The 18,869-nt window shown below is 57.6% G+C and carries 15 protein-coding genes, 1 pseudogene and 1 CRISPR repeat array; of the genes and pseudogenes, 5 read left to right on the top strand and 11 right to left on the bottom strand.

Annotated elements, in window-relative coordinates:
- Positions 1-652: 652 nt before the first annotated feature.
- The 3 genes from ACX3M4_RS26430 to ACX3M4_RS26420 all read left to right on the top strand — a co-directional run bounded on the left by ACX3M4_RS26430 (position 653) and on the right by ACX3M4_RS26420 (position 4,361).
- The gene (locus tag ACX3M4_RS26430) at positions 653-2,542 is read left to right on the top strand and encodes a ParB/RepB/Spo0J family partition protein (protein WP_459355960.1); all 1,890 of its coding nucleotides are present in this window, start codon (positions 653-655) and stop codon (positions 2,540-2,542) included.
- A gap of 481 nt (positions 2,543-3,023) precedes the next feature.
- Positions 3,024-3,548: a DUF3560 domain-containing protein gene (locus ACX3M4_RS26425; protein ID WP_459355959.1), complete on the top strand. Its 525-nt coding sequence runs from the start codon at positions 3,024-3,026 to the stop codon at positions 3,546-3,548.
- A gap of 15 nt (positions 3,549-3,563) precedes the next feature.
- Entirely contained in the window at positions 3,564-4,361 is a 798-nt protein-coding gene (locus ACX3M4_RS26420; RefSeq protein ID WP_459355958.1) for a hypothetical protein, read from the top strand.
- A 1,438-nt stretch (positions 4,362-5,799) separates the two neighbouring features.
- Positions 5,800-7,134: a CRISPR direct-repeat array (repeat unit 31 nt; unit sequence GTTTCAATCCACGCCCCCGCGAGGGGGCGAC).
- A 193-nt stretch (positions 7,135-7,327) separates the two neighbouring features.
- On the opposite strand, the gene cas2 is transcribed toward ACX3M4_RS26420, so the two are convergent.
- From cas2 to ACX3M4_RS26365, 11 genes are all read right to left on the bottom strand, one after another.
- A complete protein-coding gene (gene cas2 / locus ACX3M4_RS26415; protein ID WP_459355957.1) occupies positions 7,328-7,618 on the bottom strand; it encodes a CRISPR-associated endonuclease Cas2 in 291 nt (96 codons plus the stop codon).
- A 10-nt stretch (positions 7,619-7,628) separates the two neighbouring features.
- Positions 7,629-8,663, bottom strand: coding sequence for a type I-C CRISPR-associated endonuclease Cas1c (gene cas1c / locus ACX3M4_RS26410; protein ID WP_459355956.1), 1,035 nt, complete (start codon positions 8,661-8,663; stop codon positions 7,629-7,631).
- Complete coding sequence (gene cas4, locus ACX3M4_RS26405; RefSeq protein WP_459355955.1) at positions 8,660-9,316, bottom strand: CRISPR-associated protein Cas4; 657 nt, start codon at positions 9,314-9,316, stop codon at positions 8,660-8,662. Before cas4 ends, cas1c begins: the two co-directional genes overlap by 4 nt.
- A gap of 24 nt (positions 9,317-9,340) precedes the next feature.
- Positions 9,341-10,294, bottom strand: coding sequence for a type I-C CRISPR-associated protein Cas7/Csd2 (gene cas7c / locus ACX3M4_RS26400; protein ID WP_459355954.1), 954 nt, complete (start codon positions 10,292-10,294; stop codon positions 9,341-9,343).
- The gene (gene cas8c / locus ACX3M4_RS26395; RefSeq protein WP_459355953.1) at positions 10,291-12,060 is read right to left on the bottom strand and encodes a type I-C CRISPR-associated protein Cas8c/Csd1; all 1,770 of its coding nucleotides are present in this window, start codon (positions 12,058-12,060) and stop codon (positions 10,291-10,293) included. Before cas8c ends, cas7c begins: the two co-directional genes overlap by 4 nt.
- Complete coding sequence (gene cas5c / locus ACX3M4_RS26390) at positions 12,057-12,755, bottom strand: type I-C CRISPR-associated protein Cas5c (protein ID WP_459355952.1); 699 nt, start codon at positions 12,753-12,755, stop codon at positions 12,057-12,059. Before cas5c ends, cas8c begins: the two co-directional genes overlap by 4 nt.
- Before the next feature lie 306 nt (positions 12,756-13,061).
- Positions 13,062-15,329, bottom strand: a complete 2,268-nt coding sequence (cas3, locus tag ACX3M4_RS26385; RefSeq protein ID WP_459355951.1) for a CRISPR-associated helicase Cas3' — start codon at positions 15,327-15,329, stop codon at positions 13,062-13,064.
- 118 nt (positions 15,330-15,447) lie between these two features.
- On the bottom strand, positions 15,448-15,990 hold the full coding sequence (locus ACX3M4_RS26380; RefSeq protein WP_459355950.1) for a GNAT family N-acetyltransferase: 543 nt from the start codon (positions 15,988-15,990) through the stop codon (positions 15,448-15,450).
- Positions 15,983-16,294, bottom strand: a complete 312-nt coding sequence (locus ACX3M4_RS26375) for a type II toxin-antitoxin system TacA family antitoxin (RefSeq protein WP_459355949.1) — start codon at positions 16,292-16,294, stop codon at positions 15,983-15,985. The genes ACX3M4_RS26380 and ACX3M4_RS26375 overlap by 8 nt, the downstream gene beginning before the upstream one ends.
- Positions 16,295-16,411: 117 nt before the next feature.
- Complete coding sequence (locus ACX3M4_RS26370; RefSeq protein WP_459355948.1) at positions 16,412-16,894, bottom strand: hypothetical protein; 483 nt, start codon at positions 16,892-16,894, stop codon at positions 16,412-16,414.
- 7 nt (positions 16,895-16,901) lie between these two features.
- The gene (locus ACX3M4_RS26365; RefSeq protein WP_459355947.1) at positions 16,902-17,297 is read right to left on the bottom strand and encodes a helix-turn-helix domain-containing protein; all 396 of its coding nucleotides are present in this window, start codon (positions 17,295-17,297) and stop codon (positions 16,902-16,904) included.
- Positions 17,298-17,400: 103 nt separating this feature from the next.
- Between ACX3M4_RS26365 and ACX3M4_RS26360 the strand changes: the two genes are divergently transcribed.
- Both ACX3M4_RS26360 and ACX3M4_RS26355 read left to right on the top strand, forming a co-directional pair.
- Positions 17,401-17,613, top strand: coding sequence for a MerR family transcriptional regulator (locus ACX3M4_RS26360; RefSeq protein ID WP_459355946.1), 213 nt, complete (start codon positions 17,401-17,403; stop codon positions 17,611-17,613).
- A 236-nt stretch (positions 17,614-17,849) separates the two neighbouring features.
- Positions 17,850-18,854, top strand: a pseudogene (locus ACX3M4_RS26355) (tyrosine-type recombinase/integrase); the annotation flags it as partial.
- Positions 18,855-18,869: the final 15 nt, after the last annotated feature.

The raw sequence follows: 18,869 nt of genomic DNA, 5'->3' as shown, positions 1-18,869 counted from the left end.
CCCCAAAAAACAATCGCAGCTTTTTTCGTTAATTCGCAACTGCGTTGCATCACAACTGATCAGCGGCAAGATGACGCTATTTTTTTGTTTAGTGCAACTCTTGATATCAAATAGACGCGATTTGCAAACGCCAATTAAACAATTTAGAGCTGAAAACGCTCGGCGGTTCCTACCAATTAGTTCTCGCCGTGAGGTGGAAAGAAAAACAACGTAGAGATTTAAACATCTTCTTCGTTTCACGTTTCCAATTCTGTAGATTTTCAAAGTTTATTTTTTTGTGATTAAATTGGCTTAAAATTCAGACAATCATGTATTGTTTTTATATTTACAGATATTTTACACTGATTCTTCTGGCGAACTGAGTTACACCTGTCAGACACGACCTTCGATGACTTTTGCTCGGGCGAAATTTTCTCGTAGCAGCGACCAAGAGGTCCTGTAATTTTGTTTTGCGGGGCTCCGCCCCCGTCCGGTCAAGGATGAACCGCTGCGCGGCCGGAAAAGCGGCTTCCCCATGCTCCGCGGCGTCGCCTTGTGCGCACGGGGATACCCCTCCCCTATTCCGGTCCCTGACCGTCCTCCCCCGTTTCCGGCGACGCGGAAAATGAAACGAGCCACATCGGTGAAGTTTCGGGAAACAGGAGCACACCCAATGACCAAGACCAAAGCCACCACCAACGAAATCAAAGTCGCTTTCAAAAAGCTGTCGCTCGACCCAAAGAACGTGCGCAAGAAAACCGATCAGAACGGCATCCAATCCCTGGCCGCCAGCATCGCGGTCAATGGCGTGTTGCAGAACCTGATTGTCCGCCCGGATGTGAAACGGGGCCACTATCTGGTGACCAGTGGAGGCCGTCGGTACCGCGCCGTCGAACACCTGATCAAGGAAGGCCTGTTGACGACTGACTATGAACTTTCCTGTCAGGTCAGAACCGAGGAAGAGGCAACCGAACTTAGCCTTGCAGAGAATGTCATGCGCGAAGCCATGGACCCGGCAGACCAATTCCGGGCCTTCAAGGCTCTTGCCGATGAGGACACGACGGTAGAAGACATCGCAAAACGCTTTGGTACCACCGAACTGATTGTCACCAAGCGCCTGAAACTCGCCCGTGTCTCTCCAGTCCTCTTTGAGCTCTTCGAAAAAGGTGAAATGGAGCTGTCCCAGCTTCAGGCGTTCACCGTCAGCGACGATCACGAGGCACAGGAACGGGTCTGGAACTCCCTGCCGCGGCATTACCGCAACGGTTATGACATTCGCCGGGCCTTGACCGATGGCAAGATCCCGGCATCAGACAAGAGGATCCAATTCATCGGTGGTCTGGACACCGTCCGCAACGCAGGCGGCACCGTAATCTGCGATCTCTTTTCGGATCGTGACGGCGGCTATGTCGAAGACGTTGCCCTGGTCGAAAAGCTGGTATCTGAAAAAATCGAAACGGCAATTCAGGAAATCGCCGCAGAGGGCTGGAAATGGGTCAGGTATCAGGCTGAACTTGATTACACGGCTATACAGGCATTTGGCCGGGAGTATCCGAAACAGCCGCAGTTTTCCGCTGAAGATCAGACAGAGCTTGAGCGACTGCAGCCAGAAAGCGACGATGCGGCCGCTTGCTACAACGAAACAGGCAACGAGGAAGACCGGGTGGCCTTCGAGGCTGCTGACGAGGCGATTGAGAACCTGCAGGCAAAATACGTGGCTGAGTTTTCCGGTGACCAGAAAGCGACTTGCGGCACCATCATTTCAATTGGTTATCACGGTGACCTGCGCATCGAGCGCGGACTTATCGACCCGGCAGATGCAAAGGTCGATGACGCGGCTGGTAACACCGATGAAGAGAAAGCCTCGGAAGCCGCGTCCCATTCCAAGGCATTGATTGCCGAGTTGACTGCCCGCAAGACCGCCGTGCTGCGCATGGATCTGGCAAAGAACCCTGATGTTGCACTCGCCGTTGCAGTTCATTCCATGGCGATCAAGATGCTCTATAACCACAGCGCGGCGCGTGACAACGGTGCGGTTGAAATCAGCCTCGACAGCGCGTGCCTGGAAAGCCAGATCAAGGACGCCGGACAGTGCGATGTCCTGAACGCGATTGAGCGCCAGCGTGAAAGCTGGAAATCTGTGCTGCCGCTTGATCCGGCCGAGCTCTGGAACTGGTGCTTGGAAGTGTCGCAAAAGACCCTGTTGGAGTTGCAGGCCTTCTGTGTCGCACAGACGATCAATGCCATCAAATATGGCGAGGGCTACAACAAAACCGGGGTTGACCACGGTGACCGGATCGGATTGGCCCTTGGCACGGATATTGCCGAGCATTTTCAACCGACGGCCAAAAACTACTTCTCCCGCGTGAAGCTCGACCTAATTCACGAGAGCCTTGCTGAGGCTTGCGGAGAAGAAGCCGCGGCCCCCGTTCGCAAGATGAAGAAGAAGGAAGCGGCGGCCTACGCCTCCGACAAGGTGGCGGGGACGGGCTGGGTGCCGAGCCTGATGACATTCTCTGACGGCGCTCCTGTGTCAGAGGAAGTCATCGACGAGGCGGCGTAACGCTGTCCAATGCGTCCAGCCCTTTGATTGTGCTCACAGGGCTGGTCGTTTCTATCAAGAATTAGTCCCGTGAATTTTGTTCGTAGTTTTTTTGGAGAATAGACCGGACCTGACGGTCGGGCTGACTTTCGATGCAGGGGCGTTGCCCCGGCGCAGAGCGGTCCAGTTCCTCCAAAAAACAGGATCGAGCCGGTAAACCGTCCCAATCGCGTTCCTTTCCCGGACCTGACCCGCTCCGCTGACGAATAATGTCCGGCGATCCGCCGGTCACACCCTTTGGAAAAGGGGCTCCGCCCCCGGCAGATCAAGGATGAACCGCTGCGCGGCCTATCGCTGGGTTTCCCCACGCTCCGCGGCTTCGCCTTGTGCGCGCGGGTGATGCCCCTCCTCGCTTCCGGTGCTTGACCTTCCGCCCCCGTTTCCGGCGACGCGGAAAATGAAACGAGCCAAACGGCCAAGTTCAAGGAAACGGAGCAACCTCATGAGCCAAGACAACTACACCGCAACCTATAGCCCGGAAGACAACAAGCTGCGTCTTTACGCAGATCGCAGATTGGATGCCGAGACATACGCACACGTCAAAGAGATGGGCTTCAAGTGGGCACCGAAACAGGAATTGTTTGTTGCTCCCAAATGGACCCCGGCACGCGAAGACTTCCTTATAGAACTGGCTGGTGACATCGAACCGGAGATGACCACGCTTGCGGAGCGGGCCGAGGCAAAGGCCGAACGCCTCGATGCCCTTGCTGACAAACGTGACCGTGAATCAAACGCCTTCATGCGGGCCGCCGACGATCTTTCCCAGGCATTCTACATGGGGCAACCAATTCTTGTCGGGCATCACTCCGAACGCAAGGCACGGAAAACCCAGGAACGCATGCACAATGCCATGGACAAGTCGGTCAAGGCTGCAAAATCGGTTCAGTACTGGCAATGGAAGGCTGCGGGCGTTGAACGTTTCGCCAACATGAAAAACAATCCTCGTGTCCGTGCCAACCGCATCTAAACCCTTCTGGCCGAATTGCGCGACCACCAGCGCGCGCTTAATCACGCCGCCCTTTGCGTGAAGGTTTGGGAGAAAGCCACAAGCGACGAAACAATCGCCAAGCTCTCCGGCATGCGTCTCAAAACTGGTGACCTCTGTTATTGGGACCATCAACGCGCCTTCCGTGATGGCTCCATAACTGCTCAGGAACTGCGGGAAACCTCGTTGCGCAATGCTCAAAAGATTCTGGACAGCGAGACTCGTCGCCGCTGGATAGATCATATTTTGAACCGGCTGGCATACGAACGTGATTTGCTGGGACCGGTTGAGCGATACGAAGGAGAAATAACGCTCGTCATTCTGCAGGGTTTTGCCCGCGAGCACGGCGCGCACAAACCGAATGCCGAGGTCAGTGAAACCGGCTTCAGGCTAACGAGCTCGGCACCCTTGCCGCTGCATATTGCCAATGCGGAATCGCTCGACCTTAACGCGGACGATTGGCGCAACCTGATGCAAGCAGTCGGTTATTTCGTTCCGAACAAGAAACCGGCACTTCCGCCTATCCTGAATTTCAAGGCCGGGGACCGGGAAATCATCGCAACGTCGGGGAATATCTACGGCCGGAAGGACGCCTTCCGCCAGATCGAACTCACCAAAGACCAATATTCCAAGGTCTGGCAGGACCTGCGAGGCACCCGTACCAGCGCGTGCGGTTTGTTCCGGTTCAAAATCTGTAAGGATCCGACCAGCACAGAAGCCTATTACATGCGCCCATGGGTGGCAGTGTTCCTTAAAGACTCAAAAGAACATCCGGCACCGGATGGCTTCAAGTAACTGTCCGATAGCGTTTGACATAAAGATTGCCGAGGAGGCCTTCCCCCTCGGCTTTGACCAAACTCAGGTATTCCAACAGGATTGCAATGAAAAGATCCGTCTATTCGCGTCCGAACAAACCCTTCCTAACCTCCGTACAGCGCCGGCCTAGCCGCGATATTCCCAAGGCTCTGGATATCAGGGAACCCCTTGTCAACGACAAAGCAAGCGAGTGCCATGTAACACCCAGTATCGTTGCCCACCGTATGGTTGAATACCTTGGACCGCCGGGAGATTTCAGTACCCTGGACCCGGCGCGGAATTCGAGGTAAGCGCGCAATGCGTGTTTCAATCCACTCCCCTGCGAGAGGGTGACAGGTGGCATCATGGATGCGGCCGGTGTTGAAGTCGTTTCAATCCACGTCCCCGCGAGGGGGCGACGTCATCTGGTTGGCGATGACACCGACGGTGTCCGTGTTTCAATCCACGCCTCTACGAGGGCGCGCGACCATCGGCGCACCCAAGAGTTATCCCAACAAACTGGTTTCAATCCACGCCCCCGCGAAGAAGCGACCCGCGAGCTGTTCGGCGCCCGTGTGGCAATAGTCGGTTTCAATCGACACCCCTGCGAAGGGGCGACGAGATATCGTCGTCAACGGCCTACCTCTAATGATGTTTCAATCCGCGCCCTCCCGAGGGGGCCACCGTGCACCGCCGTATCCCAGTCCCCCCGCCTGAAAGTTTCGATCCACGTCCTCGCGAGGGGGCGACGCTGTCTATCTTGATAGGCGTGCAGCAATTGACAATGTTTCAATCCACACCCCCGCGAGGCGGCGACAAGGGAATCTGGCGGCTATCGGTACCATGTCGATGTTTCAATCCACGCCTCGCGAGGGGGCGACCCAGTTGCTTGGCCAGGGCCACGCAGTCCTGCAAGTTTCAATCCACGCCCCCGCGAAGGGGCGACCTTTGCGCCGCCTGTTCCGCTGTGCCGGGACGCCGGTTTCAATCCACGCCCCCGCGAGGGGGCGACCGACGGCCGCCCAGGTGGAGAGGATCGTGCCGAGGTTTCAATCCACGCCCTCGCGAGGGGGCGACGCCGCCTACAATCTGAAGTTCATGGTCTACGTCACGTTTCAATCCACGCCCCTGCGAGAGGATGACAGGTGGCATCATGGATGCGGCCGGTGTTGAAGTCGTTTCAATACACGTCCCCGCGAGGGGGCGACCACCGCCGACCGCGACACGCGGCCATAGACCACTGTTTCAATCCACGCCTCCGGGAGGGGCGACTATCTCCTTACTAGGTTATCCACGACACCACCAAGAGTTTCAATCCGCGCCCCTGAGAGGGAGCGACAAGCGCTGGTCAGCACCCCTTTTCCTCGACATGCTGTTTCAATCCACGCCCCGCGAGGGGGTGACCCGCACCGGCCGGCAGGCTGGCAGCGGCACAATGGTTTCATTCCACGCCCCCGCGAGGGGGCGACCTTTAGAGGCGAGCGGCCTGGACGTGCATCCAGTCGTTTCAATCCACGCCCCCGCGGGGGGCGACCCTGCGCCGCCTTGGGGGGGCAATCCTGCGTCCTTGTTTCAATCCACGCCCCCGCGAGGGGGCGACCCGAAGGTGATGCCGCCGCCAACCCGGTTCGGCCCGTTTCAATCCACGCCCCCGCGAGGGGGCGACCATCGGTGGTTGAGACGACCGCCAGTTCCTGCTTGGTGTTTCAATCCACGCCCTCGCGAGGGGGCGACCGGAGTGTCCAGAGCCGATATCCCTGATGTCAAGTTTCAATCCACGCCCCCGCGAGGGGGCGACGAGCGGGGCGGATTGTTGCTGAGACTTGTTCTCTTGTTTCAATCCACGCCCCCGCGAGGGGGCGACCTGGGCGGTCGAGACCCAGAACCCGACACTTACCGTTTCAATCCACGCCCCCGCGAGGGGGCGACTTGTACGGCGCGCCGACTGGCGTATGCAGGCCCAGGTTTCAATCCACGCCCCCGCGAGGGGGCGACGCCGACCCGCCTCCCCTCAAGAGGGTGAGTGGATTGTTTCAATCCACGCCCCCGCGAGGGGGCGACCTGCCCGTTTCTTCAGTGCTCCAATCGGTCACGGTTTCAATCCACGCCCCCGCGAGGGGGCGACGTTGCGCGGCGTCGGCCTCTGCCTGCGCCAGTTCGTTTCAATCCACGCCCCCGCGAGGGGGCGACCTTCCCCAAGCAGGGGAGGTACCGGCGGTGGAAATGTTTCAATCCACGCCCCCGCGAGGGGGCGACCAGCTCCCGCCGGCAGGCTGGCAGCCGCACAATGGTTTCAATCCACGCCCCCGCGAGGGGGCGACCAGCTCCCGCCGGCAGGCTGGCAGCCGCACAATGGTTTCAATCCACGCCCCCGCGAGGGGGCGACCAGCTCCCGCCGGCAGGCTGGCAGCCGCACAATGGTTTCAATCCACGCCCCCGCGAGGGGGCGACGCGTCGGCGTCGAGCATTGCGGCTTCTAGATCATGTTTCAATCCACGCCCCCGCGAGGGGGCGACCAGCGTTATAGGCGAGACCGACGACGTCGTTCATGTTTCAATCCACGCCCCCGCGAGGGGGCGACGCGCTGCAAACGTGCGTCCGGTGAAACCACACCGTTTCAATCCACGCCCCCGCGAGGGGGCGACTCGGCGTCAGCAGCTCCGTAGCGCTGCAAATCGGTTTCAATCCACGCCCCCGCGAGGGGGCGACCGCCGGGTATGGGCTCAACGTGTCATGTTCGGGGTTTCAATCCACGCCCCCGCGAGGGGGCGACAGGGTAGACACTATCCAGTTGCAGGAGTTGAGAAAAGACCGGCGGCAGCGCGAACCTGATGCAAGGATATCGCGTTCCTGACCTCACCGAGTCAAAGTCGAGAAAGAGATGTTAAATTTCAATGATCATGCCGTAGCGCGAACATGCCTGGGTTTTCCGGCACGATTGGCGTTCGCGCTGGAATCGCGGCAGCTCAGATAATCAAGGTACCGCCAAGGTCCGTCGCGGGCTTGGCCCCCACATGCTCCACCTTGCGCGCCCAGTTCGAGCCGAGATGATAATAGCGTAGACTATCGTGATCCGGATCAATCACGCGCTCCAGCCGCGCCTTCAGTTTCACCCATTGTGCCGGCTCTACCTCAATCTCGAAGACGGAATATTGCACGCGCTGTCCATAGTCGCGGCAAGCCTTGGCAACTGCTCGCAAACGTCGTGCTCCGTCACCCTCGGAGGTGCATACATCGTACGTCACGAGCACCAACATGCCTCTACTCCTATTTCCAGAACCAGGGCGGATAAGCGTCCATGTCACCGCGCAGATACCCGGCCAGCATCTGCGCCTGCAGGAAGGGTACGAGCCCAAGCGGTGCCTTTTCGCCCAAAAACGCGTGTTGTCTTTCTTCCCTTTTTCGCTCCTGCCAAGCTGTCAGAACCGTCTGGCGCGCCGCGTCCGACAGGAACACCGCCCCTCCATCCCGCGTCTCGAAGTCTGACGCCCTGATTTGACGCCTGTTCACCAGGGCCAGAGCCAACCGATCTGCCAGCACAGGCCTGAGTTCCTCCATCAGATCAAGAGCGAGGCTGGGGCGTCCCGGCCGGTCCCGGTGCAAAAAGCCGACCGCGGGATCAAGCCCCACGCCCTCACAGGCGGAGCGGCAATCGTGAGTCAACAAAGTATAAAGAAAGGACAGTAACGCATTCATCGGGTCCAGCGGCGGTCGGCGGCTGCGCCCCCGCCAGCAAATCTCCACATCCGGCGAACGGATCAGATGATCGAAAACGGAGAAATAGAGATTGGCCGCCTCACCTTCCGCCCCTCTCATCTGGTCGAGTGTTTCATCCCGGGCTTCAACTCGCTGGACAATGACGGCCATGCGCTTCGCCGCATGCTCCACATCTGCCAAAACCGGGTCAGCGAATTCCGCCCTGTAGTCGCGGATCGCACGCATTAGAACGGATCTCTGGTTGGCGATCTTGCCGGTGACGATCGAACGGACAATTTCCTCCGGCCGGTCCGATGCCTTGTATTGTGCCCGACGCAAAAGCACATTCCCGGATACCGGCCCTTCTACCCTGGCAAGAAACCGGCCGTTGCGTTCCAGTAAGACAAGCGTGATTCCGCCACCGGCACAGGCTCCAATTAAGGCTGGCGAGACATAAACAGCTCCAAAAACGACAACGGAGGCCAGCATGTGAAAGGGCACCCGTGCCCGCTCCGCCCCGTCCACTTCCGCAACCAGGTTTTCGCCGTCCTTGCGCAGGGCCGCACCCTCCGTCGTTATGTAGACGGTGTTTAGCAGCTTCTTCATGTCGCATCCTCCTTCAGGAGGCCATTCAGCACGCGTCGTCGCCAGGCTCTCACGGGCCGGGCAACCGTTTCCGGCCGACAGAGCTCCTTGAGCGAACAGGCACGGCAACGGGAGGTGTGCAACGTCGGCCCTGGCGTCTGACGGGACCGGAAGACAACGGCGAGCGCCGCCGCCGTTTCCTCTGTCAGTCTCCTGAGATCGGCGTCGAAGGGCACCCTCATCCGACGACGGGTTTCAGCATAAAACAGAGCACCTTCGGGCACTTGCGTACCGGTCATTTCCTCGAGACACAGGCCTTGTGCGCAAAGCTGCACCTCGTCCGCCCGGTGCAGCTTCGGCTTGCCGCGCTTGTATTCTACCGGGTAGGGCGTTTTGTCATCCGGCTCGCCCGGAAACTCGACCATGTCCGCGACCCCTGCAAGGTTGAGCCGTTTCGAGGCGAGCGGCAGGGCCATGACCCGGCGCACACACCGTGCCTTTCGGCCGCCTCCCTTGTCGGCCACGGCATGGAGCACATCGCCCTCGGCGGTGAAACGGTTGTCCGCCCAAAGTCGTTCCAGGTGGATCAGCGCCGCTTGGCGCAGGCAGTAGACGGCATGCTGAAGCGCGGAGAGGGGAATGGGCTCCCCTCTTTCCTCCTGCAGATCGCTCACCTCCTGGCTACCGGGGGCCACGGCTCAGAGTTTCTCGATGATCTCGACCCCTTCGGGACAGTTGGCCCGGTCGATTTCAACGATATAGTCGGAGAACTTGCGCGCCGGCGGCTCGTTGCCGATCCGCTTGTCGTCAATGGAACGGAATTCCCCCTCAATATTGCGCCCGATCCGCACCAGGTCGAACAGCTTGTGAGCAGGCGCGTTGCCCAGGGCATTGGTGTGCTTGAAGACGACAAGCTTTCTGGTGGCCATTTCCCCGCGTGCCGCTGCCCGGTCGTGCTCGAACATATTTACAAGCGCCTGCCAGAAAAGCTCCAGATCCGCTTCGGAGAATCCTGTGCGCTCGGCAAATTTGGCAGAGATGAAACCATGAGCGACGTAGAGACCATAGGGAACGATATGCTTGCGTCCCATGGTCCGGTTGTCCGTTCGCTCGTTGCTGTCGTCGCCTTCCGCCTTTTGCTTCTTTTCCGCTTCGTTTGTCGCGGCCATACGGGTAATGGAGATTTCCAGCGGCAGGATCGGTTCGACGGAGCTGGCAAAGGTCATCTGCACCGGCCCTTTGACCTGACCGCAATTAATGCCGGTCGACATAACGGCACCGAAAGTGCGCACGTCGAAAAAATTCATGCACATGAAGTCGCGCAGCTTAACGGCTTCCTCGTCGTCCTTCGGGTTCAGCTTGGCCGCCTTGTCCAGCTTGCTGTCCTCCGGGTGCAGCGCCTTGTAGGCCAGGCGATGCTTTTCATTTAGGATCGCACCTTCCTCCACATAGATGTGAAAGCCGTCCTTACCTTCATTGGCGAGTTCTACGAAGTTGCGGATCTTGCGTTTCAGGCTCACATCGGTGACCAGCCCCTTGTTGGTTTCCGGATCGAGACGCGGCAGATTTCCCGCGTCCGGGTCCCCGTTGGGGTTTCCGTTGGTCACCTCGAAGATAAGGGCAAAATCATAACGGTTGGAAATTGCGGTCATTGGCTGGCCTCCCCGGTATCCGTCCTGTCATTGGATTTCTTGAAGAATTCGCTGCGTTGATGAAAGTAGCCAAGCCCAAAAAGGGCCTGTTCCTCAGCAGAAAGTGAAGCTGGAAACGGATCGCTGTCCGGTCGCATCTTGTCCAGAATGGAGGCAATTAGCTTTTCCAGATTCACTCGGCGACCCGCAGACTGCTTGCCGACTTTGGACAGATGGTTCACCGATCCACTTTGCAGCAAAGAGAACACCTTGCGAGGCTGAGCGGAGGCAGCTCCGTAGAACTTGTCCTTGATGGTCGCATTCACCTTGGTCCCCAAGGCTGCTATCTGCGCGTTTTCATATACAGCGAACAGACGGCCCAGGAGATAGCCTCTATTGTCAAAGTCCGGGTCCAGTGCCACGGGAGCCTCCCAATTGAAATTTCGGACAAGGATTGCTTTGAGGATGCCGGCGCGTAGCGCATTGATCTCGCCGTCGGCGCGGATACGCGTCAGCACGGCGGACATCAGCGACATTGGGTAGCGTGTTCCGGAGAGGATCGAGCGCATCCATTCGCCGGCCAGGTTGGGTGGAACGTTCTCGGTCTTCCCCAGAACGGCGGTCTCGCGCAGATAGCGCCAAAGCGGCGGGTAGCCGCCACGCGGCGGTGGATCGATGCACATGTCGGAGATGAATTGCTGATAGTGGCGGGTCAGTTCGCCGAAACTGTCCTCGAAATAAAACCGCACCGACAACCGGGCCGCATTGGGCGCAAGGCCAAGGACGAAGAACCGGATCTCCTCATCCAGTCCGGCTCCCAGATCGCGCAAGTGTTCGCCCTCGCGAATCCGCTTCAGCAAAATGCCAATTTCTTTGACGGAGTCCGCCTCTTCCGCTGCCGGATCGATGTCGAAATATCCGGCGAACACCTGCTCGGCCCAACTCTCTGCCTTTTGCCCTGCCCCGTCCAGGTTCGAGGCATCCGCCCAGAAGACGGTGGAAGCATCGCCGATCTGAAGACGGTGGCCACTGTCTTTTTCCAAAAAGCGGTTGAGCGACGTTGTGTATTTGAAAGCCGCGTCCTCCGAGACCGGGGCATTGTCGCCCTGCTCGTGGCCATAGGAGGTGAAGGCTTCGAGGTTGAAGGAAACGAGGGCCGCCCCCGACGACTGGGCGCCCCAAACGCCCTTGATCGACGGATGCAGGCGTGCCACTGGACCGGGCGTTCCCAAAACGAGGCAGACCTGCCCCGCCTCTTGTTCCCCTGCACCTGCTGCGCTCCAGAGAGACTTGGCCGCAGGCCGGTCGTGCAGATAAACGTTCCTCAGCCGCTCGCTTTCAAGGGCGAAGATCACGTTCTGATCCTTCATGTCCTCCGGCCACCGGAGCTCGGCAAATCGGTCCGGTGTCCAGTCCGTCAGGAACCGGAGCAATGCCTTTAGGCCGGGGTCTTCTGTCCCCGTCAACAGCGTCTGATGATGCTCGACGAAAGCCGCGTGCTCCGCCGCCGTGCGCTTCCCCTCTCCCGCCGTCACGCCGAGAACATAGGAAGTCTTGTCCCAAAAGGTATTGGGCGCGATACCGGCTGTGCGCTTGACCGGCTGCGGCACTTGCATCGGCCTCTGCTGAGGCCTCTTCGCCGTAGTTTCGCGCAGGTCGGTCACATGAACCACCGAGCCTTCTTCATTCAGGGAGATGCAAAAGCCGATCTTCTCGGAGGAATACCCGAAGGGCGGGGCGTCGGACAGCCGGTCGTACGCCCTGGCAAGGGACGACAGAACGCTCATCGCAGCACCTGTGGGGAACCAGGAGACGGCACCCGGACTGCACCGTCCTCAAGCCGCGCTCTGAAGAACATGGCCGGACGCCCCGGCGCTTGGTGGTCGATATCCCAGAGCATGAATCCCAGATCGCGGGGCGATCCGAAGCCGAGATCCGGCGTCTTATGATCTTCCTCGTGCTCCGGCAAAAGCGCACCAGGCGGGATCAGCTCGAAATGCGCCACGAACTCCCGCGTACCCAGGCAGGGCTGGTGAAAGCACTGTCCCTGTTCTGCCCGGCGGTTGAAGATGTCGAGATGCTTGCCCTCGTTGTCGTCGGGGCCTGCCTTGTCCGTCAATTCGAAATGGGCCTCGATCACATAAACCGGCTTGACCAGAACCGTGGAGGCCCGCTGTTGCCGGTCTTCGTCCACCAGCACCTGCAGCCCGGCCAGATCGCCGCGCTTCATGGCGCTCTTAACCTTGCCCGCCGGCGCCTTGTGACCGACCTCGTTGCGACGGATGGACTGAAACTTGATCGGCTTCAGCACATGGATGGCATCTATCACCCAGCGGATTGCAGGCTTCCAATGGATCGCCTCCAGAATGCCGCGTGCCGCTGAAGGCGTCATGACATCGTAGGAGACCCGCTCCACCTTCATTTCCGGCCGGGTGAAACAGCCGTGGTCACCCCAGACCTTCAGGCGAATTCCGTATGACATGGTCGCTTTCCTCAAACTCTACTTCTTTGTTAGCGAAGCGTATTTTTTGTTCCATGCTGACACATACTAGTTTGCCTCTTATCCTCCGATTTGTCCACCAAGGAGTCGGCTCAATGAAAAGACGACAATATTCACTTCGAGTTCGAATTGGCCCTTCAAGGATTGAGGTTGAATTGGACCTTGAACCTATATAGTTGCTCACCTGTCGCCTCACCTGGAGGTGTGGATTGAAACTTTGTCAGTGACGCGGAATTGTATGTTCCGCAAAGGCGGTGAATTTGCTCAACCAAGCTCACCGCCTTTTTCTCAGATCATCATTTCCTCTATCGACAGATAGTCCGCATCTTCCCACATCAGCCCGACCTCCTCGTGATAAAGGCTTTTGTCTTTCAGCACGCAGAACTGATCCCCGCGCAGGTCCGGTGCCTTGAACTCCGCCTTGCCGTTTTCCACCAGAAGCGCCCGCGCCCTGGGCGGCACCTGCACCACATAGGGCTGCAAGGCCCGCGCGATCGCACCGGATGACAACTTTGCGACACCGAGCTGCCGGATCACCTCCCCCGCCTTTTCGTCCAGCCCCACGATCACCGGCACCATGCCGCTTTCGATCATGCGGAATTTCTCGGCCGCCGCCCGGAAGGCAAAATCCGTTCCCTTGCGGCTGACGGAGAAGTCCTTCAGGATTTCCTTGAGATCCAGCCCCTTGTCCCCCAAGCGCCAGTAGACCTCGGCGAAATAGGCTTCGATGGCGGCAGGCGACTGAAGGTCCTCCGCATGGTCCTTGAAAATCCGGCCCATGTCGCCTGTCAGGCTCCTGATTTCCAGCGGGGCCGGATAGTCCGGAGCCGAGAACACCGTCACGATGCTCTCCGCTGAGGACCGCACGCCCTCGCGGTTACAGCGCCCGGCCGCCTGGACGATCTGGTCCAGCCCGGCCTCCGCCCGCCAGACCTTCGGAAAATCGACATCCACTCCGGCCTCGATCAGGCTGGTCGCAATCACCCGGCACGGCTCCTCGCCCTTCAGCCTCTCCCGCACGTCGTCAAGGATCTCCCGCCGATGCGCCGCGCATTGCCGGGTGGTCAGATGGATCAAACCGTCAAGCCCAGCCTGCCCCGCTTCCTGAAAGAGATCCAGCGCGTGCTTGCGGCTGTTGACGATGACGAGCGTCTTGTCCTCTCCAGCCAGCGCTTCGATGAGATCCACGTTGGTCCTGTCCCCGGCCATGCAGATCGTGGTGCGGCGCAGTTCTTGTGCCAGTTGATGAGGGTCGGGCGCCAGTTCGCGTCCTTCCAACGGCAAACCGCCCGCCAGCCGCTCCTTGCCAAGTGCCGGCTGGGTTGCCGTGCATAGCACGATTGTGCAGCCATAGGCCCTCGCCAGTTCGTCCAGCATGCGCATGGCCGGCCTGAGCAGCGACCGGGGAATCGTCTGCGCTTCATCCAGGATAATGACGCTTCCAGCGATGTTGTGCAGCTTTCGGGCTCTGGACGTTTTGGCGGCAAACAGGCTTTCGAAGAACTGAACATTGGTGGTCACGACCACCGGAGCAGCCCAGTCCTCCATCGCCAGCTTCAGCTTTTCGGCCTGCTGCCGGTCCTGCCCCTGCCCCGCCTGCCATTTTTCCTCGTCGATGGCCGAATGATGCTCCATCACATGGGGCTCCCCGAGAACATTGCGGAAGATCGCCGCTGTCTGGTCGATGATGGAGGTGAAGGGGATCGCGTATATGATCCGTCGGTGGCCGTGAAGCCGGGCATGGTCCAGAGCGAAACCGAGGGAAGCAAGCGTCTTGCCGCCGCCGGTGGGCACAGTCAACGTGAACAGGCCCGGCACCTGCAAGGCCTTCTCCCGGACATGGTCGAGAATGTCGGTCCGCAGCCGGTTGATGGGCTTTGTCAGGTCCCGCTTATCCGCCATAAAGGCGTCGTATCGTGCGAGCAGCCCCGGCAGCAGATCCTGCAGCTTGGGCCAGGCCCGGTCCCGCTCCCGGCATTCCAGTTTGTCATAGTATGCTTCCGTATCTTTGAAATCGGCATCCACGAGACAGGAAAAGACCATGCGCGTCAGGACCGAAAGGGAAAAGTCCGCCTCCCCTTTGGGGAAGGTCTTCAGGAGCTCCGGCGCCAAATCAGCCATAACCGCCTGAGACAGCTCGCCCAGTTCCTCCCTCCAGACCGGATCAAGAACGGGCAGATCCAGTTCAAGCCGCCGGTCGAGACAAGCCGCCGTCTCGTTCTTGCGGTCCGGCAGGCCGGCATGGTGCCCCGCAATGCAATAAGCTATCAGCTCCAGCAGCATCATTGCGACGGGAGACGTCCCGGCCTCGCCGGCCATCACCTCCACCGCCCCCGCGGTCGAGTGATCCACCCGAATGTCGGATCCGGCCAAACGGCGCTGGAAGCGAATCGAATACTTGCCAAGGTCGTGATAGAGGCCAGCCAAATAGGCAATCCGCTCCAACCCAAGCGGCTTTCCGAATTCACTGGCTAACGCCGCGGTCGCCCGGAGGTGATCCTGCAAGGTCTGCCAATCGCTTCGATCTTCTGCGAAACCTGAATGGGCGTAAAACATAAATAACTAAAAGTTCCAGTTTCTCCTCTCACAGCTTATACGAGCTAAATTCAATTTAAAATCTTCTAAAAAATACTGCGATGCATCGAAAGATAACGAATGCCTCAAGGTGAAATTTCTAATAGTTCGATAATGCTCTCACATCCTGGATTGGCAGGAACAATCGAAGTGGAGCGTCCTTTAAAGGCGTGAAGCCGTATCCGGAATATAACGCAAGACGCCGATTGGTTTTTCCCTCGTCTCCACAATCCAGAACATCCATCAGCACGACAGCAATGCCAAGTGCCTCGGAAGCACGCGCTAGTTTTTTCAAGGCCTCAACGAGCAAAATGCCGCCAAGTCCCTGCCCCTGGAACCTCTGATCTACTCCGATCATGGAGATATAGGCGGCTGGGATTGAACCGTGGCTCGGCCGCGTTCGAGCGTACTTTTTAGGCAGGTTGTCATAAGCAACCGAGTGGGCATTTACCGCATAGAAGCCCAGCAACTCCCCATCTGCAGCAAGTAGAACGGACACGCGGACGTTACCTGCGTTTTGAAGCTTGTTCGCGGTCTTCTTGAAGTAGTTATCGACCTGGTCGACACCGCATGAAAAAGCCGTTCGATCGTGACTATCCGGATCGAACGGCTCGAATTTGAGAGGCCGCAATATGTCAGTCACTGTCGATAACCATCTCCTTGTGGAGTTTTGCGGCCGCCAACAGTCTGTCCGCCGGCGCAGCCGGGCGCTCTAGCGCGTCAAAGAAAGCCACATGATCGACGGGCGCAAGCAACGTCCTTTCATGTGCGGCAATAACATCCTGCGCGCGCAGAAATGCCGCGTTGGTCGTGAAGGTGCTGAGATCCATACCGGAAAGCTCGGCTGCCTTTTCAATGGCTGCCTTTATCGAGGCTTTCGTGCGGATATTCAGCCTAGCATCGCTCTTCTCCGGTAGAGAAGATGCGAGATCGGTTGCTCCCAACATTGTCGCCTCCTTTGCATGCATTAAATTAGGAATTGCGCAAGTTTGTACGTCGAATAGACGCACAAGTCAAGTTCGCAATATAGACATATCTAGGCGCGGGCTCAACACGTTGCAACGTTAGTTCGCCGAACCATCTGCAGCATCCAAGGGAGAATTGGCTCGAAAGTTTAGGTCTGAGGGGTCGACAAACTTCCAGGCTCTCTCTCCGGATTTTCTCGATTTCCTGAAGGAAACAGCTCTCCAAGTTCCGAGTAGCCTTTCGAGACCATCAATCAGCACCAACTGGCAAAATGCATAAATCGACATGACACCAAGACCGATCCAACAAACCAATGTCGGCGCTATAACCCCCTGAAACAAAAGAAATGCTGCGAAAAGTGGCAGGACAAGAACACAGAGAGATATGGCTTTGCTTCTGACAACATTCCTTTTCCAGAATTGAAGAATCTCCTCTTCGCTCAGTATCCTTCGCTTTTTCCGGTAGAAAGTGAGCCCACCAAACAAACCTTCGTTGTTATTGTTTTCGGAGATTTCAGAGAACTTCTGGTTCAGTTTTGTTAGAAGCGCTTCAGAGATCACTTCTGCTTTTTCGTTTTTCATTTAGATCTCACAAGACCGTATTAAATATTCGTTTGAGTTCTTTATCGCCGAAATCTCTTCCTGAAATTACCTCTTCATATACAAATCGAATTAATTTGGCCTTTGTCTCAAGTGGCGGATCTAAATCATTCATCCTTGCAAATTTTTCCACAGCAAGAACGGCCGCTTCGACCAGTTCCCCGTTCATGTCACTTTTAATCTGTCCTTCGCCCAGCAGGAGCCACGCCGGCGACACATCATATTCCTCGCAAATCCTGGAGACCAAACTGACCGGGACTGGTGAAGCCCCACGCTCGTAGTTCTTGTAAGAGCTTTGGGAAACACCGAGTTTTTCCGCAAACGGGATCTGCGAATATCCGGCAGTTTCACGAACAACCGCTAATCGTTTGCCAATTTCAGACACTTCTGGGTTGACCTCGGTACATAATTTTGTACTAAGTAGGAGAAATTAGCTTCCTACTATGCAAAAGCTAAGTTTTTCATACCAGTGGAGAAAAATCGATACAATGGCTCTGGGACTGGAATCGATTAAAGAACTGGCTGACCGGACCGGTTGGCCGATAAGCCGCATTCGCAAGCTCATCGAAAATCGCGAACTACGGCACGTCAGAATTGGTGGCGGAATTTTCATTCCAAATGGCGCGATAGAGGAACTCATCAAGAACAACACAATTGCGCCGATTGTCGAAACGACCTCTCTATCTCCTGCACGCCCCTAAAGCGCTACCCATGACTGTAATGCCCCATTCGCAGAAACACTCCCGGTCGGCAAAATTGGCTGTCAGCCGATCTACTGCCGCCGACATGCTCGACATTTCACCGACTACCTTCGACACGTGGGTCGGTCGCGGCTGGATGCCCAGAGGGTATAAGATTGGCGGACTGCGACGGTGGTTTGTAGATGACCTCCGATCTAGTCTCCACGATCTGACCGAGACAAGCTCAATCGTTGAAGATGAAGACACCGAAAACCCGTTCGACTATGCCGTCGGCTAGCCGGAAGAAGATCCCGTTCAAATATTGTTCGGCAGATGCGGATCGGCACGGCAACGTCCGGATCTATCTGCGTCGACCAGGCCTGCCCAAATACCGGATGCAGGCCTCCTATCTGGACGAGAATGGCAATATCACCGAAGCATTTGCCGCAGAATATCATCGCGTCATGGCTGGAAACGCCAAACAGTCTACGTATGCGGAACATCGGGCTTGGAAGCCCGGATCAATTGGCTGGCTTTTTGATCAGTATCAGCGATCCAAGACCTTTCAACAGCAAGATCAGGCAACCCAACGGGATAAACACAGCGTCTTGGGGCGCTATTGCGCGGCTGTCGGCCATCATCCATTCCAAAAGCTACGAAAGTCCGATGTAGAAGCCAGCCAAATGAAGCGACGCGAAACACCGGCGGCGGCGGACAAGCTGGTGAAATATCTGAAAGCCCTCTTCAATTGGGCGCTGAATGATCTTGATCTTATGGCCCGTTTTCCGTTGCCGCGAAATCCAGCCGAAGGGGTCTCAAAGATCAGCCGCTCAGACGGATTTCATACTTGGTCCGCGAGCGAAATCGCCACGTTCCGGGAACACTATCCTCTCGGCACCACTGCCCGCTTGGCGTTCGAATTGCTGTATAACCTAGGCATTCGCAGATCGGATTTGGTTCAGCTTGGTCCCGGCAACCTCGATGGTGACACCATCAAGCTGGTTCCGCAGAAAGGAAGCAAGAACGAATTGCTCGTTCTGCCGATCGCAAAAGCGCTAGCAGAAGCACTCAGACACGATCCTCAGGATCAGGAAACGTTCCTGATGACAGAGTATGGCAAGCCATTCAGCTCGAACGGTTTTGGCAACAAGATGCGTGACTGGTGCGATACCGCTGGATTGAAACAGTGCTCATCCCATGGCCTCAGAAAGTCCGCAGCAACCGTGCTCGCGGAAGCTGGTGCCACAGAATACCAGCTCATGGCTGTGTTCGGCTGG

The sequence above is a fragment of the Roseibium sp. M-1 genome (genome assembly GCF_054515675.1).
The sequence above is the reverse complement of the archived record's forward strand: the minus strand, read 5'-3'. Positions and strand labels throughout refer to the sequence as shown.